The organism is Nonomuraea sp. NPDC049637, from assembly GCF_040675235.1.
GTDB lineage: Bacteria > Actinomycetota > Actinomycetes > Streptosporangiales > Streptosporangiaceae > Nonomuraea.
In genome coordinates, this window is the sequence record NZ_JBFAOM010000045.1 from 1 (window position 1) to 18,609 (window position 18,609).

Here is an 18,609-nt window from a genome sequence, read left to right on the forward strand (position 1 = left end):
CGCCCTCCTCGGCCAGCGCGTCGTAGGCGGCGAACCAATCGTCGATGTTCTTCAGTTCCTCGGCGCTCGGCTGGTACATGCTGCTCCTCCTCAAGGCGTACAACGTACCGTACAGCATACGGGAAGCGTCGCGCGCCACAGGACGCCGGACTGGGCGACGGCGGGTTCGGGCAGGGCGGGCGCGCTCACGAGCAGCTGCTGGACGTCGATGTGGCGAGCTAGGAACTGCGGCTGCCGGTCGGTCTGCCGCAGGCCGAGCAGGACCGGCGGCTGGAGCGCGACCACGCGAGGCGCGCAACGCCGTCCGGCTGCGGGCGCATGAGAACGTCGTCGCGGTCCACGACGTCGTCCCCGGCGGCCTGCCCTGGATCGTGATGGCGCTGGCCGGCGGCCGGTTCCTGAAGGAGCGCCTCGATACGCGGGGGGCGGCGGCTCACCCGAGTACATGGCCGCCGAACGGCTGCGCGGAACCCTCGGGCTCCCGGCCAGTGACCTGTTCTCCCTCGGCGTGACCCTCTATGAGGCTGTCGAGGGCCTCTCGCCGTTCCGCCGCGGCGCCCACCCGGCGACGCTGACCGCCGTCCTGCCGGCGGAGCCACCTTGCCGCGCGGTAGGGGCGCCCGGTTCCTGACGCCGATCACCGGTACGACCGTCGCGGTCGCCGGGAGCGCTGCCGGGTTCCTCTCCGGGATCGGCGTCGTGGTGCTCGCCTTCGACGGCGTGACCGTCCTGCGCTGCCAGGGCCGACGTCGAGCGGGACGACCGGACTCGGTGATCCCGTTGATCGTGATCACTTCCGTCGCGCGGTTCACGGCGGCCGTCGTAGGGGGCAGCCGGCCCCCGCCCGGCGGTCAGCGGGGGCGGCTGAGGGCGGCCTCGGCCAGATCCGTCCACTGCCCGGCCGAGGAGTGCGGGACGACCACCCAGTCCTTGACCACCCTGCCCTCGCCCGAGGGATCGAACAGGCGCGCCCCGGCCAGCTCCAGCGCGGCCGCGTGCTCAGGGGTGTCCCTGACCAGCCGGAACACCATCGCGCCGTCACGCTGCAGGCTGGCGAACACCTTGCCCGCCTGATCCTTGAGCGCCGGGCGGCCCATCATCCTGGAGATCCGCACCCCCAGGTCGGCCAGCTCGGCGCCGACCTGCAGGAAATCCTCTTCCGCGCTCATCGTCACTCGGCCCCAGACGTCGTGGCGGCGCGGGCCGAGCGGCTCGGGGCCGCCGGGGCACGCGATCGTCTCGGCTCCCGCCCTCCGGCAGAAACGGCGATCAGGCTAGCAGGATCATGCCGAACCGGGAGAACGCACGTCCCCGGGCCGCGTCCGGCGCTCTTCCCCTGACGCAGGGTCAATGCCGAAGCATGGTGGCATGACCGCTACGACCAGTACGAACCGCCCGCCGTCCGGTGACCTGACGGCCCACCACGACGGCCTCGCCATCCCGCTGTCCCGCGGCGGACGGGGCCGCCCGCTGGTGCTGTGCCCCGGGCTGAACGCGACCCAGGCCGACCTCGGCGAGCTGATCGAGCTGCTGCGGCGCGACCACGACGTGGTGACCTTCGACCTGCGCGGCCACGGCCGCACCCCGGCCGCCGACCGGTACTCGTTCGAGGCGTTCCTAGGCGACCTGGACGCCGTGATGGACCGGGTGGGCCGCCTCGGTCTCGGCGAGGCCCCCGTGCTCGTCGGCTACTCGCTGGGGGCCGACCTGGCCGTGCACCACGCCGCCCGTCATCCCGGCAGCGTCGCCGGGCTCGTCCTGATCGACGGGGGGAACCCGGTGCCCGAGCCGTTCCTCACCGAGGACGTCCTGCCGCAGTTCCGCGCGATGTGGGAGGAGCTGGCCGCGCAGCAGCGGAGCCGGCGCGGCACCCCGCGCCAGGTGCTGCTCACCGCCCGGCAGATCCTCGACCTGAACGTCGAGATCGACGTGGTCCGCTCCGGGATCCTGTCCCGATACCCGCTGATCGACCGGCCGATCAGCATGATCATGTCGACCTCGATGGCGGGATCGGGCGGCGGGCCCGCCGAGCGGTTCAACCGGAACTGGCGGGCCGGGATCGACCGGCTCGTCCGGCGACAGCCGCGCATCGCCACGACGTGGCTCGACGCCGACCACGGGCTGGTCTTCACGCACGCCGCCGAGATCGCCCGGATCATCCGGAAGGCGGCTTCTTGACGACCTCTGGAAGGGTGGCCCCATGCTGACCATCGGCGAACTGGCCTCGTACGCGGGGGTGACCGTGCGGGCGGTGCGGCACTACCACGCCAAGGGCCTGCTGCCCGAGCCCGAGCGCGACCGCCACGGCTACCGCAGGTACGACGCCGCCGCAGCGGTCGAGCTGATCAGGATCCGGACCCTCGCCGAGGCCGGGGTGCCGCTCGCGCGGGTGCGGGAGCTGCTGCGGGCCGGCGCGGAGGAGTTCGCCGCCGCGCTCGCCGACGTCGACCGGCGGCTGCGCGAGGAGATCCGGCGGCGGCAGCGCCACCGGGAGCGGATCGCCCGGCTGGCCGCCGGGGACGGCCTGGCGCTGCCGCCGGAGGTGGTCGGCTACCTCGACCGGCTGCGGGCACTCGGCGTGGACGAGCGGATCGTCCAGGCCGAACGCGACGGCTGGATCCTGCTGGCCGCCCACTCGCCCGGACGCGTGCCGGAGTGGATGGCCCGCAAGCGGGCGCAGCTCGACGACCCGGACTTCGTCGGCTTCTTCCGCATCCTGGGCCAGGCCCTCACGCGGTCCGCCGACGACCCCCGGCTGGCGGAGCTGGCCGGTGAGCTGGCCGCCTGCCTGACCCGGCTGACCGGTGAGCGGGCCGCGGGCTACGTCGACGACCTCGATGTGGAGCCGCAGTTCGTCCGGTTGATGGACGCCCTGGCCTTCGACGCCGTCCCGCCCGCCCGCCGGCTGATCGAGCTGCTGCGCCGGCGGGGCTGGAGCGGCTGGAGCAAGCTGGAGCGCGTGGACCCGCCGTCCTGGGCCGGGTCAGCCGTCGAGGAACCGCTCCAGCTCCGCGGTGACGAACCCGGGGTTCTCCTCGACGAGCCAGTGCCCGGCGCGCGGGACGTCCACCGCGCGCACGATCCTGGTCAGGCGCGGTGACACCGTGGCCCGGATCGCGTCGAGCTGCCCCTGGGCGGTCATGAGCAGCGCCGGGACGCGGACCGGCGCCGCCGCCGTCGTGTCGCGCACGTCCTGGTCCAGGGCGCGGTAGAGCTCGAAGCCGCCCGACAGGGCCTGCGGACGGCGGTAGGTCCGGGCGTACTCGGTGATCTCGGCGTCGGTGAACGGGGACCGCTCCGAGGTGCCGCCGAACGCCGGCCCGCCGTAGGAGACCTGGGGGTAGAACAGCGCCAGGTACTCGCGGACGTCGTCGCCCACCACCGCCTCGGGCACCCGGCGCTGGGAGTGGAAGGCGATGTGCCAGCTCAGCGACCGGTACGTGGCCGCGTCGACCGCCGGGCCGGGCAGCGGCAGGTCCAGGTAGCCCAGGCGGGCGGTGTCGGCGGGGAACCGGTTCGCGTACTGGAACGCCACCGCGGCGCCGAAGTCGTGCCCGACGACGGCGGCGTCCCGGACGCCGAGCCGTCCGGCGATCAGCTTGTGCACGTACCCCGCCAGCGTGGCCTTGTCGTAGCCGGTGGGCGAGCCTTCGCTGTCGCCCAGCCCCGGCAGGTCCACGGCGTAGACGGTGTGGTGCCGGGCCAGGTCCGGCATGATCGGCCACCAGCCGTACCAGGTCTGGGGCCAGCCGTGGATCAGCACCACCGGCGTGCCGGTCCCGCCCTTCACGTAGTGCATGCGCACGCCGTCCACGTCGGCGAACTCGTGCCGGAACGTCCTGCCGAAGCGCGGGTCGTCCCGGGTGGCGGTGGTGTGGGAGGCGGGCGGGGGAGCGGCGGCCGGCGTCGAACAGGCCGTGGCGCCGAGCGCGAGCAGGAGGGCGAGCGCGAGGGTCGCCGCCGTGCGCGCGGATCGGGCGAGGCGGCCCGGCGACGGCCGTGGAGCGGTGGTCATGCGGTCCTGTCCTGAGAAGAGGGGTGGGGGCGACGGCCGGTGCCGCCGTCGAGCAGTGCGGGTTCGATCCGATCACCAGCCCGCCGTTCTGGCACGAAAAGTTGCGGTTATGGCAAGATGGCGCGCGTGGACGACGACATGGACGAGGTGCTGAGCGCGGTCGGGCCGCGTCTTCGAGCCCTGCGTCGTCACCGCGGCATCACCCTCGCCGAGCTCGCCACCACGACCGGCGTCTCGGAGAGCACGCTGTCGCGGCTGGAGAGCGGGCAGCGCCGGGCCACGCTGGAGCTGCTGCTGCCGCTGTCCCGCGTCTACGACGTCCCGCTCGACGACCTGGTCGGCGCCCCGCGCACCGGCGACCCCCGGATCCACCTCAAGCCGATCAACCGGTTCGGGATGACGTTCGTGCCGCTGTCCCGGCGGCCGGGCGGGGTCCACGCGTTCAAGATGATCATTCCCGCGCGGCCGGAACCGCTCGAACCGGCCCCGCAGACCCACGACGGCTTCGAATGGCTCTACGTCCTCACAGGGCGCCTGCGGCTCATCCTCGGCGACCGCGACCTGACCCTGCCGGTCGGCGAGGCGGCCGAGTTCGACACGTCCATGCCCCACTGGCTGGGCAGCGCCGACGGCGGCACGGTCGAGCTGCTCATCCTGTTCGACCCCCAGGGCATGCGCACCCACATCCACGCCGACCCCCACCGGCACTCTCACTGAGCATCCGACGGGCCGTTTTTGCGGCCTGACCTTCATTTGTGGAGGTCAAGAGGTGCTGAAGCCCGTTTTCGGGGGAGAAGGGGGTGGCTTCGAGTGCCTAGTGATGGGAGTGGTGACCGTGGAGGGGTCCGGGGGAGCGATCCGGGTCGGTGTGGAGGAGGAGTACCACATCGTCGACGCGACCACACGCCGGGTGACCGCGCGGGCGGGGGCGCTGCTGAGCGCGCTGCCAGAGGAGAGCTTCACGCACGAGCTGCAGCGGTCGATGGTCGAGGCCAACAGCGCGCCGTTCCTGGCCCTGGACGACCTGGCCCGCGACGTGTGCCGCCTGCGGCGCAAGCTGATCGCCGCCGCCGACGAGCTGGGCCTGGGGATCGCGGCGGTCGGCACGCCGCAGCTGGCCGACCTCGACGAGGTGAAGGTCTTCCCCGACCAGCGATACGAGAAGATGCTCAGCGACTTCCAGGTGCTGACCCGCGAGCAGCTCATCTGCGGCACGCACGTGCACGCGGAGGTGCCCGACCCCGACCTGGCGGTCGCGGTGGCGCACCGGCTGACGCCCTGGCTGGCGCCGCTGCTGGCACTCAGCGCCAGCTCGCCGTTCTGGGACGGCGCCGACACCGGCTACGCCAGCTATCGCACGCTGGTGTGGCAGCGGTGGCCGACCACGGGCCCGATCGGCAAGTTCGGCTCGGCGGCCGAGTACCAGGAGATGGTGCAGGGATTGATCAGGTCCGGGGTGATCAGCGACGCGGGGATGCTCTATTTCGACGTCCGGCCCTCGCAACATGTGCCGACGGTGGAGCTGCGCATCTGCGACGCCTGCCCCCGGGTGGAGGACGTCGTGCTGATCGCCGGGCTGTTCCGGGCGCTGGTGGCCAGGGAGGTGGCGGCGGCGCGCCGCGGCCCGGGGCCGGACGTGCAGGTGGAGGCCGCGCGCGCGGCGACCTGGCAGGCGGCCCGGTGGGGGCTGGAGGGCGACCTGGTCGATCCGGTGGAGGGCGTGCCGCGCCCGGCCAAGGAGGTGGTCGAGAACTTGGTGACGGGCCTGCGCCCGCAACTTGAGGCGGCCGGCGACTGGGAGCTGGTGACCAGGCTGACCCGGCAGGTTCTGCGGACGGGCACGTCGGCGGCCCGCCAGCGGGCGGCGTACGCCGAGCGCGGCAGCCTGGCGGACGTGGCCGACCTGGTGCTCAGCGAGACCCGCACGTGCGAGTGGGACCGGCCGACGGGGGACCACGACCTCCCTTCGTACCGGCCGGCGGCCTGATGGCCGGCGGCTGCGGGACGGAGGTGGTGGCATGTGCGGGCTGAGCGGCGAGTTGCGGTTCGACGGCGCGGAGGCCGACATCGGCGCGGTGGGCCGGATGACCGACGCGATGCACGACCGCGGGCCGGACGGCTCCGGCCTGTGGGCGCAGGGGGCCGTCGCGATGGGTCACCGGCGACTCAAGATCATCGACCTGTCGGAGAAGGCGGCCCAGCCGATGGTGGACGCCGGGCTCGGCCTGGCGGTGGTGTTCAACGGCTGCCTGTACAACTATCGCGAGCTGCGCGAGGAGCTGCGCGGCGCGGGCTACCGGTTCTACTCCACCTCCGACACCGAGGTGCTGCTCAAGGCGTACCACCGGTGGGGCGCCGACTGCGTCGGCCACTTCAAGGGCATGTTCGCCTTCGCGATCCACGAGCGGGACAGCGGCCGGCTCGTGCTCGGCCGCGACCGGCTCGGCATCAAGCCGATGTACCTCAGCCACGACGCCCGCCGCCTGCGCTTCGCCTCGACCCTGCCCGCGCTGGTCGCGGGCGGCGGCCTGGACACCGGCATCGACCGGGTGGCGCTGCACCACTACATGACCTTCCACTCGCTCGTGCCCGGCGAGCGCACGATCCTGGCGGGCGTGCGCAAGCTGCCGGCGGCCACCGTCCGGGTCGTCGAGCCGGACGGTACGCACACCGACCACCGCTACTGGGACCCGTCCTACACCCGCTCCGCCCTGCCCGAGCACGCGGGGCTGAGCGAGGAGGACTGGCGCCGGGCCACCCTGGACGCCCTGCGCACGGCGGTGCGCCGCCGGATGGTCGCCGACGTGCCGGTCGGCGTGCTGCTCTCCGGCGGCCTGGACTCCAGCCTCATCGTGGCGCTGCTGGCCGAGGAGGGGCAGAGCGGCCTGACCACGTTCAGCATCGGCTTCGAGCCGGCCGGCGGCGAGAAGGGGGACGAGTTCGCCTACTCCGACCTGGTCGCCGACCGGTTCGGCACCGACCACCACCGCATCAGGATCCCCGACGACCGCCTGCTGGACGGGCTGGAACGGGCCGTGGGCGCCATGAGCGAGCCGATGGCGAGCCACGACTGCGTCGCCTTCTACCTGCTGTCGCAGGAGGTCGCCCGGCACGTCAAGGTCGTGCAGTCGGGCCAGGGCGCCGACGAGGTGTTCGCCGGTTACAGCTGGTTCCCGCCGCTGGCGGGCGTGCCGCGCGAGCAGGCGGCCGAGGTCTACTGCAGGGAGTTCGCCGACCGCCCGCACCAGGAGCTGTCCGGCGTCCTGGCCCCCGGTCACCTGCTGGAGCGGGACGTCAGCGGCGACTTCGTCCGGCAGCACGTGGCGCGGCCGGGAGCCGACACCGCGCTCGACGCCGTGCTGCGCCTGGAGACCACGGCCATGCTGATCGACGACCCGGTCAAACGCGTCGACAACATGACCATGGCCCACGGACTGGAGGCCCGCACGCCGTTCCTCGACCACGACCTGGTCGAGCTGGCCGCCGCCTGCCCCGACGGGCTCAAACTGGCCCACGGCGGCAAGGGCGTGCTCAAGGACGCCGCCCGCCGGCTGCTGCCCGCGCAGATCATCGACCGGCCGAAGGGCTACTTCCCGGTGCCCGCCGTCCGGCACGTCGAAGGGGCCCTGCTCGACCTCGTCCGGGACGCCCTCACCAGCCATGCCGCCCGCGCGCGGGGCCTGTTCCGGCCGGAGTTCGTGCGGCGGCTGCTGGCCGACCCCGAGTCCGACCGGGCGACGACCGGCGTCAACACGCTCTGGCAGATCGGCCTGCTCGAACTGTGGCTCCAGGCCCACCAGATGTGATGCCGGACATCATCGGCGACCTGTCGCACCTGCCGTCGGCCGCCGCACTGCACGCCTGGAGCTGCCGCCGGCCCGCGCTGGCGCCCGACAACAGCGCCGTGGCCTTCGTCAGCGACCAGGACGGCGTGCCCCGGATGTGGGTCCAGCCGCTCGGCGCGGACCTCGACGCGTGGGCGGTCGACACCGGCCACCACCCGGTCGTGGACGTGAGCTGGGGGCCCACGGGGGAGCATCTGGCGGTCCTGGTGGCGCCGGGGGGCGGCGAGCACACGCAGGTGTGGACCGTGCGCCCGCACGGCGGCGAGCTGCGGCCGCTCGCCGTCCCGCCGCACGGGTCGGCCGCGCTCGTTCGCTGGACCGGCCGGGGCGAGTCGGTCCTGGTGGCCGAGACCTCCGCCGCCGGCCTGACGCGGGCCGAGCTGGCCGACGCCGTCACCGGCGCCCGTCAGGTCATCGCCGTGGGGGAGCTGCTGTGGCCGGCCGCGGTCAGCCGCGACCATGCGCGCATGCTGCTCCGGCGCGGGCCGCGCGGCCTGCGCCGGATGTACGCGGCCGACGCCGTCCCGGGCCATCCGCCGGGCGGCGAGCGCGACCTGCTGCCCGGCCTGCCCGGCTCGACCGACCAGGGGGTCCTGTCACCCGACGGCGAGGTCGCCTACCTGGTGTCGGACGCGGGCCGCGACCGGGCCGCGCTGCTGGCGGTGCGGCGCAACGCCTACCCTGTCGTGCTGGCCGAGCGGCCGGACGCCGAGCTGGACCGTTTCGCGCTCAGCGTCGACGGCCGCCGCGGCGTCCTGGTGTGGAACGAGCACGGCCGCTCGGCGCTGGACGTCGTGGAGCTGCCCGCCGCGCACGTCCGGCCGCTGCCGCGGCCGCCCGCCGACGTGGTCACCTCGGTCCGCGTCGCCTGGGACGGCCGCACGGCGGTGCTCGCCGCCGAGAGCCCCGAGGAGCCCTCGCACGTGCTGCTGTGCGACCTGACCTCCGGGACGTACCGGTACGCCGCCGGGGCCGGGCGGCTCCCGGTCGCGACCGGCGCCGAGCTGCTGCGCTTCCCGGCTCGCGACGGGCTGGAGCTGGCCGCCTGGCTCTACCGTCCCGCGCACGTCCACGGGCCCGCGCCGTTCGTGGTGTCGCTGCACGGCGGGCCGGAGGACCAGGAACGCCCCACCTTCAACCCGCTCTACCAGAACCTCCTGGCCGCCGGGATCGGGGTGCTGGCGCCCAACGTGCGCGGTTCGGGCGGGTACGGGCGGGCCTTCCGCCGGGCCGACGACCTGGCGCTGCGCTTCCGCGCGGTCGAGGACGTCGCCGACTGCGCCGCCGCGCTGGTGCGGACGGGCGCGGCGGACCCGTCCAGGCTGGCCTGCATGGGCTGGTCGTACGGCGGCTACCTGACCCTGGCCGCCCTCGTCACCCATCCCCGCCTCTTCCGCGCCGGCGTGAACATGAGCGGCATCGCCGACTTCGAGACCTTCTACGCCCGTACCGAACCGTGGATCGCCGCCGCGGCGGTCTCCGAGTACGGGCACCCGGAGGCGGACCGCGACCTGCTGCACGCCCTGTCCCCGCTGCGCGCCTTCGACCGGCTGGCCGCCCCGCTCCTGGTCGTGCACGGGGCGCAGGACACCAACGTGCCGGTGCACGAGGCCCGGCAGGCGTTCGGGGCGGCCCGCGCCCGCGGCGTGCCCTGCGACCTGCTGCTCTTCGAGGACGAGGGCCACGAGTTCCGCAACCGCGCCAACCGCATCAGCCTCGTCTCCAAGGTCCTGAACTGGCTCGACGAGCACCTGCGGCCCTCCCCGCATTGATCGGGCGGCCGGACGCGTCCATCATGGTGCCCCACCGGCACGGAAGGACCCGCTCGTGACCGACCTCGACTCCCGGCTGCGCGCCTGGCGGCACGACCTGCACCGGCGGCCCGAGCCCGCCTTCGCCGAGCACGCCACGAGCGCCTACCTGGCCGAGGCGCTGGAGGCGGCGGGCCTCGACGTCGTCACCGGCGTCGGCGGCACCGGCGTCGTCGCCTCCCTGACCAGGGGCGGCACCGGCCGGGCCGTCGGGCTGCGGGCCGACATGGACTGCCTGCCGATCGACGAGCCAGGCACGCACGCCCACGTCTCCCGCAACCCCGGCTTCATGCACGCCTGCGGCCACGACGGGCACATGGCGATGCTGCTCGGCGCCGCCGCCGTCCTGGCCGCCGAGGGCGGCTTCGACGGAACCGTCCGGTTCGTCTTCCAGCCCGCCGAGGAGCCGGGCCGCGGCGCGCGGGCCATGCTCGACGACGGCCTGCTCGCCCGCTTCCCCGTCCAGGCCATGTACGGACTGCACAACTGGCCCGGCGCCCCCGCCGGTCACTTCCTGACCCGCGCCGGGAGCATCATGGCCGGCGAGGACAACTTCGAGATCCGCATCCGGGGCCGCGGCGGGCACGCCGCCCGCCCGCACATGGTCGTCGACCCCATCGTGGTGGGCGCGGAGATCGTCCTGGCCCTGCAGACGGTCGTCGCCCGCAATGTCGACCCCGCGCAGCCCGCCGTGGTGTCCTGCACCGACATCAGCACCGACGGCGCGCGCAACGCCATCCCCGGCGAGGTCGTCATCAGAGGCGACACGCGCAGCTTCGACCCCGCCGTCGCCACGCTCCTGGAGGAGCGCGTCCGGCGGCTCTGCGAGGGCATCAGCGCCGCCCACGGCGCCACGTGCGCCGTCACCTACACCCACGAGTTCGCGCCCACCGTCAACGACCCCGCCTGCGTCGCCGCGGCGGTCGAGGCGGCCGTCGCGGTCGCCGGCGAGGACGGCGTCGACCCCGACTGCGCGCCCGTCATGCCGAGCGAGGACTTCGGCGTCCTGGCCGGGGCCGTACCGGCCTGCTTCGCCCTCCTCGGCAACGGCACCGAACCCGGCCGGGGCGGCGACCCGCTGCACAGCCGGGAGTACGACTTCAACGACGCCGTCCTGCGGACGGGGACGGACTTCTACGTGACGCTGGCGCGCCGCGTCCTGGCCGCCGGAGCTCCCGCGGCGGCGCCCGCCCGGTGAGGCCCGGCCCGCGGGCGGGCCGGGCGGCGGGACGTCACGCGGCCGCGGCCAGCTCCTCCAGCGCGCTCAGGGACGGCAGCTCGAACGGCTGCCGCACCGGGACCTGGCCGGCACGCGCGTCCTCGGCCTCGCCCGCCCAGTGCCGCAGCGCCTCCAGCGGGGTGACGCCGTTGGCCTTGGCCCAGCGCAGCCGCCGGGTCCAGGCCACGGCGGCGTCGAAGGCGGCGTCACCGGCCTGCTCGCGCGGCACGTACTGGGCCGCGTCGTCCGTGGCGGCGGCCCACAGATAGCCGATCACGGCGCCGTCCTTGAGCACCGGGACGTAGCGGACGGCGGACGCCGTCGTGCGGGGGTAGGCGTCCGGGGCGTAGACGGTCCGGAACTCGGGCTGGTCCTTCAGCGACACCTCTTCGTCCTTCCCGTCAGCCGTCGGCGCCCGGCGGCAGCACCCAGCCGTAGACGTGCCACCGGCCGTCCTTGTACTGCACGTCCTCGGCGAACCACGATACGCCGGTGCCCAGGAGCAGCTCGTTCTCGCGGTGGTGGCTGATCAGGTCCAGGTAGAAGGCGGGGGTGCCTTCGGGCACGCGCAGGTGCAGCCGTACGTCCCCGGAGAAGACGTTCTTGTCGCCGAGGTTCGTCGAGAAGAAGGCGGGGTCGCGTTGCACGGTTCCCGGCAGCTCGTGGACGGGCACGGTGAACAGATTCTTGGTCAGCCGCAGCGACCGGAACACATCGATCGTCTCGGGGACCGGCCGGCGTTCCATGACCCCCTGCAGCGCCTCGATCTGCTCGATGAGCTGTGCCTTGTTCTTGGCGACCTCCTTGGCCGTCAGGCCCTCGACGGCGGAGTCGCCGTTGCGCAGGAAATCGTTCATCCCGATGTAGCCGCTGCCGGAGTAGTACTCGCCCGCCGCGCGCTCCGTCTCGGACAGCCCGGCCGAGACGTCCGACCAGACGGCCTGACCGAACGTGGGCGAGACCAGACGGGAGCCGAAGGGCGCGTCCAAGGGGACGTGCGGCGCGGCCGCGGTGTAGTACAGCCCCGACTCGGTACGCCGGATCGTCTGCGCCAGCGACGGGTTCGACCCGTCGCCGACCAGCCCCGAGTACGCGGGCGGCGCGCTGCCCTTGCCGTGGGCCAGGGCGGAGGAGGGCAGGTCGCCGGAGTGCGCGCCGAAGTCCACCGGGGGCTTGATCCGGCCGGCCGTGTCCGGCGCGGTGTAGTGGTCCTTCGGCGGGGCGGCGGCCGGGCCGGCGTCCTGGTGGTAGAGGCCCAGGATGTCCGGCAGGGCCTTGGCCAGGGCGGGGTGCAGCTGGCCGTCGTTGGCCATCGAGGTGAGCTCTTTCAGCGTGAACCACTTGGCGCCGCTGGCCTCGAACGCGTCTAGCTTCGGCGCGAACATCGGCCCCTCGGCGGCCAGGTTGGTGTACGTCCAGCCGCCGTCCCCGACGTGCACGGCGTGCTCGCCCTTGAGCTGCAGCTGGTTCAGGTAGTTCTGGTTGACGCCCAGTTCCTCGCTGATCTCCCGGGCCGCGCCGTGCACGGGGCTCTCCAGGCTGTCGAGCGCGCCGCCGGGCAGCTGCCACTTGCCGGCGTTGGAGACGTACTGGCTCTGCTGCATGAGCAGGTAGCGCGGCTCGCCGTGCTGGTCGATGCCCCGGATCAGCACGCCCGCCGCGCCGTACTTGCCCCACTGGCCACCGCTCACGTAACCGTCGCCCGACTTGCCGGGGTTCTCCAGGATCCGGAACGGCCCCTGCGGCTTGGCGGTGCCGGGCAGGACGCCCTCGCCCGCGTGGGAGGCGGCCGGCCCGTCCCCGGCCCGCACGTCGTTGAGGAGGGCGTCGAAGTTGTGCCCGCTCCCGAACGACACGTCCTGCTTGGCGCCCGCGCCGGCCAGCGCGGTGGTGTCGGGGAAGTGCCCGTCCCCGTAGTACGACGACGAGGAGACGTCGTCCAGGGCCGAGGAGGCGTGCGAGGAGTTGTACGAAGAGGACGAGTGCGACGAGGAGTACGACGACGAATGCGAGGACGACGACGAGTAGGACAACGGCGGCGAATCGTAGGCGTAGGACTGGTGCAGGCCGCCGCTCGTCCAGTCGGAAGGAAGCGTGGCGGCCGAGCCGGAGTGCGGGCCGGACTTCGGGCCGGAGCCCCCCGTGGAGCTCGCCGGCGGGCCCGCGTCGGGCTTGACGTGCGCTCCCGGGCTCCAGCTGGCCCAGTGCGCGTCCGCGCCGCCCACCACGCCGGAGGTGAAGCTCTTGATCAGCCTGTCGGGGTCGAGCGGCTGCCCGCTCGCGAGCTGCGTGGTCAGGTCCGTGGCCATGCTGGCCAGGCCCGAACGGCCCATCAGCCCGACCATCGACCGGGCGGGCAGGATCCCGGTGAAGCCCGTCAGGAAGGCGCCCAGGAGGGCGCCCGTGCCGGCCGACGTCATGACCTGGTCCCAGTCGATGTGATCGCGCCGGGACTGCGTGGCCTGCACCCCGAGGTCCATGCCGCCCATCAGGCCGCCGAACAGCCCGATGTTGATCAGCAGCCGCCTGCCGAGCTGGGCGATGGCCAGCCGGGTCAGCTGGATCCGGGAGCCGGCCACGGCCACGGCGGCCGGTCCCCAGGGGCCTGCCGCCGCCGCCAGCAGCCAGATGAGCTGCAGGATCAGGAACCAGACCGAGACCTCGATCATCCGTTTGGTGTACTGCACCTGGACGCCGAGATCGTTGTAGTGGAGCGCGGCCGAGACCAGCTCCTTGATGAGCTCGGCCAGCAGCTGATCGGGCCCCTCTTGGACGTACTTGACGAACTCCCGCAGCGCGTCGCCGTCCCAGTCGTCGCCCAGCCGGCTGTAGACCGCCACGCCCCGCTCCTCCAGGACGTCCCGCGCGGCGGCCGCGCACGCGTCGGCGATCCGGAAACAGCCGTCCTCGTCACCTTCGGGCCAGTCCATGCCGACGGCGTAGCCGATGTAGGGCTTCGCCCAGTCAGGGACGAGAAAACCGTCGAATCCCAAGGAAGCTCACATCCCCGGCAACAACGGGCCGTCGCCCTGGGGAGGCATGCCCTCCGGTGACGCGTCCGCGGGGGGCGGGAGCCAGTCGTCGAGGGACGGATCCGGCAGGCCCTGGTCGCCGGGGGAGGGGTAGCCCGGGTCCTCGCCGCCGGGGTCGCCGTAGCCCTCGGCGTCCTCGTAGTTCCGCGCGTTGCCCCAGAGCCCGTCCTGCACGGCCTCCAGCCCGCTGATGTAGCCGTCGAAGGCGGCGAAGATGCGGTCCTCGATCTTGTACCGGTTCTTCTCCAGCTCCACGCCGTACTGGTCGTCGCCCAGCGGGTTGCCCTCGCGGTACAAGGCGGCGCTCAACACGTCGCGGATGTCCCACAGGGCGTTGACGCTGGAGCCGGCCTGCGCGGAACGCTGCCGAAGACCGCTGAAGACGGCCTGGTATCCCTGGCCGCGGGTGTCACTCATGCCTCTCGCCGTCCGCCGGCGGAAGCCGCACGGGCTGCGGAAGGAACGACTCGATGCCCGCCCCCTCGCCCAGCACCTCCTCCAGAGGCAGCCCCTTCGGCATGAACGGCGTCATCAGCTCCTTCGTCCGGTCGGCCACCTGCGCGGTGGCGGCGCCGATCTGCTCCATGATCGAGCGGGCCAGCTGCGAGGGCGCGAGCTTGCGGTACACCCGGGGGTCCAGCGTGATGTCCTGCACCTGACCGCGCGGCCCCACCGTGACGCTCACCAGGCCGTCGCGGCTCTCCGCGGTCGCCGCCAGCTCCGACAGCTTGCCGTACGCGGTCCGCAGCTCGCGGGCCTGCCGGTTGTACTCCTTGGCCAACGCTTCGACCGTCAGCCCGAACTCGTCGCTCAAACGGCGTACCTCTCGTACCAGGGGCGACTTCTGCCGCAGCTGTAACGTGGACGCCTACCGTACTAAATCTCTTTACGGACGGAAAACGAGCAGTTCAGGCCATCCGAAACCCGTCCGCCGGGCCGGCGAGCCGACCCGGCGGGACCCCGGAGTCACTGATCGCGAGGGGCCGTGTGCGCGAGGACGGCGGCGGCCAGATCCTCGTGCACCTGCGGCGGCAGCGTGTGCCCCAGGCCCTCCATCATCATCAACCGCGCCCCCGGCACCTGCTCGGCGATGAGCGCGCCATGACCCGGCTTGGCCGGCTCGTGCGTGCCCTCGATCACCAGCGTCGGCGCCTTGACCTGGTGCAGCACGCCCACCGGCTCGAAGTCGGGGTTGGCGCCCGCCGCCAGCCGATGGTTGACCGTCGCCGACAGGTCGCGCGCCCGGTCGTAGATGCGCTCCTGCAACCGGCGCGCCGCGTCCTCGTCGAACGGCAGCCCGGTCCCGTGCAGCAGGCGCTGCTCGGCGATCATGCCCTCGATCGCCGCCCGCCGGTCCTGCGGCGGCGGCGAGGCGATCAGGGCCTGGTAGAAGGCCACGAACTCCGGCGTCGGCGCCGGCAGGCTGCCTTCCGGCTGCGGCTGCCCCAGCAGCGCCCGCATGATGACCTGACCCTCGCAACCGCCCAGCGGCGAGGAGCCGATGACCGTCAGCGACCGCACCCGCTCCGGCCGCTCCACCGCGACGTACTGCGCCAGCAGCCCGCCCGCCGAGTGACCGACCAGATGCGCGCTGTCCATGCCGTGCGCGTCCATCACCCGGTAGACGTCGTCCTTGATGTCGTCCCACGTGTACGGGTGGGCCGCGAAGTCGACCGTGTCCGACATGCCGGTGTCACGATGGTCGTACCGGATCACCCGGCGGCCGCCCGCGGTCAGCAGCCCGACGAACTCGTCCGGCCACAGGACGCCCTGCGACATCGAACCCATGATCAGCAGGATCGGCTCGTCGGTGGCGGCGCCGAACTCTTCACTCCAGATGTTCACGTTTTGCATGCCTCACAGCTTGCCCGGCCCCGCTACGGGCGCCTTCTGTAGAACTACTAGCCGCGCCAGATCAGTACGGGAGCCGATGCCCAGCTTCGGATAGATCTTGTACAGGTGGTACTCGACCGTCCGCGGGCTCAGGAAGAGCTGGGCGGCGATCTGCTTGCTCGACAACCCGTCGGCGACCAGGCCCGCGATGCGCAACTCCTGCGGGGTCAGCGCGTCGAGCACGGCCGTGGCCGGCGCCTGCCCGCTCTCGCCCGCCGCCCGCAGCTCCTCCTGCGCGCGCCGCGCCCACGGCCGCGCGCCCGCCCGTTCGAACGTCTCCCACGCCATCCGCAGATGCGCCCGCGCCTCGCCCGGACGTTGCCCGCGGCGCAACCGCTCGCCCAGCAGCAGAGCCGTCCTGGCCGCCTCGAAGGGGTTGGTGTGCAGCCGCAGCGCCTCGTCGAAGGCGTCCTCGCGCGACTCGGCCAGGCCGCGGCAGCGCGCCAGCAACGCGCGTGACTCCGGCGTCGCCGCGTGCCGCGACCCCCGTTCGTACGCCTCCAGCGCCGTCCGCGCGCCGGCCTCGTCGCCCGCTCCGACGGCGGCCTCGACGCGGTCGGGGGTCGTCCGCCAGGCGACCGCCGGATGACCCGTGCCCGGCCCGGCCGCGGCGATGGCCGCGAACCGGTCGCGCGCCGCCGCGTGCCGGCCCAGGCACAGGTCGAGCATCGCCCGCGCGTACGCCGCCACCCCCGCGCGCAGCCCCACCCGATGGGGGACGGCGATGGCCAGCGCCGCGCGGGCCTGCCGCTCGCAGTCCTCCTCCTCGCCGCGCAGCGCCGCCACCACCGCCAGGTTGGCCAGGTGCGCGGCCACCGTGTTCTCGTAACCGGCCTCGCGGGCCAGCTCCAGGCCCTCCTCCGAGAGCGCCTGGCTGCGCGCCAGCCGTCCGGCCAGGCGTTCGGCGGTCGCCACGAACTCCAGCACGACCGGCAACTGCCCCGCCATCCCCGACACCCTGGCCACCTGCCCGGCCCGGTCGCTCAGCTCGGCGGCCAGGTCCGTCTCGCCGAGCTGGCTGGCCGCGGCCGCCGCCCACAGGTGGCCCGCCGGGTCCGCCAGCTCGCCGGCCCGCGCCAGCGCCCGGCGCAGCAGGCCGGGCCCGGCGGGGTCGCCGCCCATGGTCAGGCCGATGCCGGCCACCGTGTCGCGCAGGAAACCCTCCGGGTGCGCGGCGGCCCGGCGGCCGAGCTCGACGATCATCGCGGTGTCGCCGACGTACGCGGCCGCCTCGGAGGCGTCGGCCAGCATGTCCAGGCTGTCGCCCGCCGCCAGGATGCGCACGGCCTCCGCGGCGTTGCCCGAGTTCAGCTCGAACCGGCCCCGGAGCTGGGCGATCTCCATGGTCACGGCGACGTCGCCGCCGGCCCGTTCGCGCGCCTCGGCCAGCAGCGACTCCGCCTGGCCCGGACGGCCGCCGAGCCAGGCCGCGACGGCGGCGTCCTTCAGCCGGACGGCCCGCTCGCGCGGGTCGGGGGTCAGCTCGGCGGCTCTGGCCAGGGCGGTGGCGGCGGCGCCGTACCCGCCGCGGTCGCGGGCCCGCCCGGCGGCGGCCACCAGCGCGGCGGCGACCTCCTCGTCCTGGCCCAGGGCGGCTCCGGCCAGGTGCCAGGCGCGGCGGTCGTCGGCGGTCAGCTCCGCCAGGACGGCGTGCACCCGGCGCACCTCGGCCGCGGTGGCCGCCTCGCGCACCGCCGAACGGATCAGCGGGTGACGGAAGCGCACGCCGGCGCCCGACACCTCCGCCAGCCCGCCCTCCTCCAACTCGCCCAACGCCGCCCGCCCGACCTCGACCTCCGCCTCTGACGTCGCCTCCGTGGAGGCCGATGCCGTCCGCCCCGCTTCAGCCTCCGTGGAGGGCGGGGCCGGGCGGGCGGCCCGGGGGCCGGGGCGGTCCGCGCGTTCGGCGAGCAGCAGGCGGCCGGTGGAGCGCAGGGCCACGTCGAGGTCGCCCTCCACGGCGGCGACCAGGGCGGCCAGCCGGGCGGCGGCGGACAGCGCGGCCACCTGGTCGCCGAACAGCCGGGCGCCGCCGGGCAGCGGGTCGGGCAGCGGTTCGCGTCCGGCGAGCTGGGCGGGCGTCAGACGGGCGGCGATCTCGCGCAGGGCGAGCGGGTTCGCGCCGGTCAGCGTGACGAGCTCCCGCCGCACCTGGACGGGCAGCGCGCCGTGGCGGGACGCCAGCAGCTCGTCCGCGGCGGCCTCGGCCAGGCCGCGCACCTCCACCGTCAGCGGCACGCCCTTGACCGGAGCGTCCCCGCGCACCGCGAGCAGCATCGCGACGCGTTCGGTCGCGAGCCGCCTGGCGGCGAACAGCAGCGCGTCGGCCGAGGCCCGGTCGACCCACTGGAAGTCGTCCACCACGCAGACCAGCCCGTCGGGCGCGGCGGCCTCCACCAGCAGCGAGAGCACCCCGGCGGCCAGCAGGAACCGGTCACCGGCGCCTCCGGCCGCCAGCCCCAGGGCCGCCCGGACGGCGAGGCGCTGCGGCTCGGGCAGCGCGTCGAGCGCGCCGGGCGAGCCGGCCACCGGCCACAGAAGCTGGTGCAGCGCCGCGAACGCCAGGTCGGACTCCGACTCGACACCGGTGAGCCGCAACACCCGCATCGTGCCGCCGCGCGCGGCCGCCGCGTCGAGCAGGGCCGTCTTGCCCGCCCCCGCCTCGCCGCGCAACACCACCGCGCCGCCGGCGCCGTCGCGGGCGCGCGTGATCACCTCGTCGAGAACGCTGATTTCCGCAGATCTGCCGTAGAGCACAAGCCCCTACTGTAGGCGCGCGGCCCGGCCCGCCGAG

General features: G+C 74.1%; 15 protein-coding genes. 7 read left to right on the forward strand and 8 right to left on the reverse strand.

Annotated elements, in window-relative coordinates; genetic code table 11:
- Positions 1–851 precede the first annotated feature (851 nt).
- Positions 852–1,169, reverse strand: coding sequence for a hypothetical protein (locus AB0J71_RS39900; RefSeq protein ID WP_352330818.1), 318 nt, complete (start codon positions 1,167–1,169; stop codon positions 852–854).
- Between the two features lie 199 nt (positions 1,170–1,368).
- On the opposite strand from AB0J71_RS39900, the gene AB0J71_RS39905 reads away from it, so the two are divergent.
- Both AB0J71_RS39905 and AB0J71_RS39910 read left to right on the forward strand, forming a co-directional pair.
- Positions 1,369–2,178, forward strand: coding sequence for an alpha/beta fold hydrolase (locus AB0J71_RS39905; protein ID WP_364419281.1), 810 nt, complete (start codon positions 1,369–1,371; stop codon positions 2,176–2,178).
- Between the two features lie 22 nt (positions 2,179–2,200).
- Positions 2,201–3,100, forward strand: coding sequence for a MerR family transcriptional regulator (locus AB0J71_RS39910; protein WP_352330814.1), 900 nt, complete (start codon positions 2,201–2,203; stop codon positions 3,098–3,100).
- Here AB0J71_RS39910 and AB0J71_RS39915 read toward each other — a convergent pair.
- Positions 2,984–4,015: an alpha/beta hydrolase gene (locus AB0J71_RS39915; RefSeq protein ID WP_364419283.1), complete on the reverse strand. Its 1,032-nt coding sequence runs from the start codon at positions 4,013–4,015 to the stop codon at positions 2,984–2,986. The genes AB0J71_RS39910 and AB0J71_RS39915 overlap by 117 nt on opposite strands.
- A 126-nt stretch (positions 4,016–4,141) precedes the next feature.
- Between AB0J71_RS39915 and AB0J71_RS39920 the strand changes: the two genes are divergently transcribed.
- The 5 genes from AB0J71_RS39920 (at position 4,142) to AB0J71_RS39940 (ending at position 10,869) form a co-directional block, all read left to right on the forward strand.
- Complete coding sequence (locus tag AB0J71_RS39920; RefSeq protein WP_364419285.1) at positions 4,142–4,732, forward strand: XRE family transcriptional regulator; 591 nt, start codon at positions 4,142–4,144, stop codon at positions 4,730–4,732.
- 103 nt (positions 4,733–4,835) lie between these two features.
- Entirely contained in the window at positions 4,836–6,002 is a 1,167-nt protein-coding gene (locus AB0J71_RS39925; RefSeq protein WP_364419287.1) for a glutamate--cysteine ligase, read from the forward strand.
- Between the two features lie 31 nt (positions 6,003–6,033).
- Positions 6,034–7,821 (forward strand): N-acetylglutaminylglutamine amidotransferase, encoded by a 1,788-nt coding sequence (locus tag AB0J71_RS39930; RefSeq protein WP_364419289.1) that lies wholly within the window; start codon positions 6,034–6,036, stop codon positions 7,819–7,821.
- The gene (locus AB0J71_RS39935; protein WP_364419291.1) at positions 7,821–9,632 is read left to right on the forward strand and encodes a S9 family peptidase; all 1,812 of its coding nucleotides are present in this window, start codon (positions 7,821–7,823) and stop codon (positions 9,630–9,632) included. The genes AB0J71_RS39930 and AB0J71_RS39935 overlap by 1 nt, the downstream gene beginning before the upstream one ends.
- Before the next feature lie 55 nt (positions 9,633–9,687).
- Positions 9,688–10,869, forward strand: a complete 1,182-nt coding sequence (locus tag AB0J71_RS39940; protein WP_364419293.1) for an amidohydrolase — start codon at positions 9,688–9,690, stop codon at positions 10,867–10,869.
- 34 nt (positions 10,870–10,903) lie between these two features.
- On the opposite strand, the gene AB0J71_RS39945 is transcribed toward AB0J71_RS39940, so the two are convergent.
- The 6 genes from AB0J71_RS39945 to AB0J71_RS39970 all read right to left on the reverse strand — a co-directional run bounded on the left by AB0J71_RS39945 (position 10,904) and on the right by AB0J71_RS39970 (position 18,572).
- Positions 10,904–11,275 carry a hypothetical protein gene (locus AB0J71_RS39945; RefSeq protein ID WP_364419295.1) on the reverse strand — a complete coding sequence of 124 codons (372 nt, stop codon included), beginning with the start codon at positions 11,273–11,275 and terminating at the stop codon, positions 10,904–10,906.
- Between the two features lie 16 nt (positions 11,276–11,291).
- Positions 11,292–13,820 carry an ADP-ribosyltransferase gene (locus AB0J71_RS39950; protein WP_364419297.1) on the reverse strand — a complete coding sequence of 843 codons (2,529 nt, stop codon included), beginning with the start codon at positions 13,818–13,820 and terminating at the stop codon, positions 11,292–11,294.
- Between the two features lie 69 nt (positions 13,821–13,889).
- Positions 13,890–14,339, reverse strand: a complete 450-nt coding sequence (locus tag AB0J71_RS39955) for a hypothetical protein (protein WP_364419300.1) — start codon at positions 14,337–14,339, stop codon at positions 13,890–13,892.
- On the reverse strand, positions 14,332–14,736 hold the full coding sequence (locus AB0J71_RS39960; RefSeq protein ID WP_364419302.1) for a YbaB/EbfC family nucleoid-associated protein: 405 nt from the start codon (positions 14,734–14,736) through the stop codon (positions 14,332–14,334). Before AB0J71_RS39960 ends, AB0J71_RS39955 begins: the two co-directional genes overlap by 8 nt.
- A 152-nt stretch (positions 14,737–14,888) precedes the next feature.
- On the reverse strand, positions 14,889–15,776 hold the full coding sequence (locus AB0J71_RS39965) for an alpha/beta fold hydrolase (protein WP_364419304.1): 888 nt from the start codon (positions 15,774–15,776) through the stop codon (positions 14,889–14,891).
- A gap of 3 nt (positions 15,777–15,779) precedes the next feature.
- Positions 15,780–18,572 (reverse strand): LuxR C-terminal-related transcriptional regulator, encoded by a 2,793-nt coding sequence (locus AB0J71_RS39970; RefSeq protein ID WP_364419306.1) that lies wholly within the window; start codon positions 18,570–18,572, stop codon positions 15,780–15,782.
- Between the last annotated feature and the right edge of the window lie 37 nt (positions 18,573–18,609).

Bases quoted from the DNA above. Each gene is read 5' to 3' on its own strand.
- AB0J71_RS39950 (WP_364419297.1), bottom strand. From the start codon at position 13,820: ATGGACTGGCCCGAAGGTGACGAGGACGGCTGTTTCCGGATCGCCGAC.
- AB0J71_RS39965 (WP_364419304.1), bottom strand. From the start codon at position 15,776: ATGCAAAACGTGAACATCTGGAGTGAAGAGTTCGGCGCCGCCACCGAC.
- AB0J71_RS39905 (WP_364419281.1), top strand. From the start codon at position 1,369: ATGACCGCTACGACCAGTACGAACCGCCCGCCGTCCGGTGACCTGACG.
- AB0J71_RS39935 (WP_364419291.1), top strand. From the start codon at position 7,821: ATGCCGGACATCATCGGCGACCTGTCGCACCTGCCGTCGGCCGCCGCA.
- AB0J71_RS39925 (WP_364419287.1), top strand. From the start codon at position 4,836: ATGGGAGTGGTGACCGTGGAGGGGTCCGGGGGAGCGATCCGGGTCGGT.
- AB0J71_RS39910 (WP_352330814.1), top strand. From the start codon at position 2,201: ATGCTGACCATCGGCGAACTGGCCTCGTACGCGGGGGTGACCGTGCGG.
- AB0J71_RS39915 (WP_364419283.1), bottom strand. From the start codon at position 4,015: ATGACCACCGCTCCACGGCCGTCGCCGGGCCGCCTCGCCCGATCCGCG.
- AB0J71_RS39900 (WP_352330818.1), bottom strand. From the start codon at position 1,169: ATGAGCGCGGAAGAGGATTTCCTGCAGGTCGGCGCCGAGCTGGCCGAC.
- AB0J71_RS39955 (WP_364419300.1), bottom strand. From the start codon at position 14,339: ATGAGTGACACCCGCGGCCAGGGATACCAGGCCGTCTTCAGCGGTCTT.
- AB0J71_RS39930 (WP_364419289.1), top strand. From the start codon at position 6,034: ATGTGCGGGCTGAGCGGCGAGTTGCGGTTCGACGGCGCGGAGGCCGAC.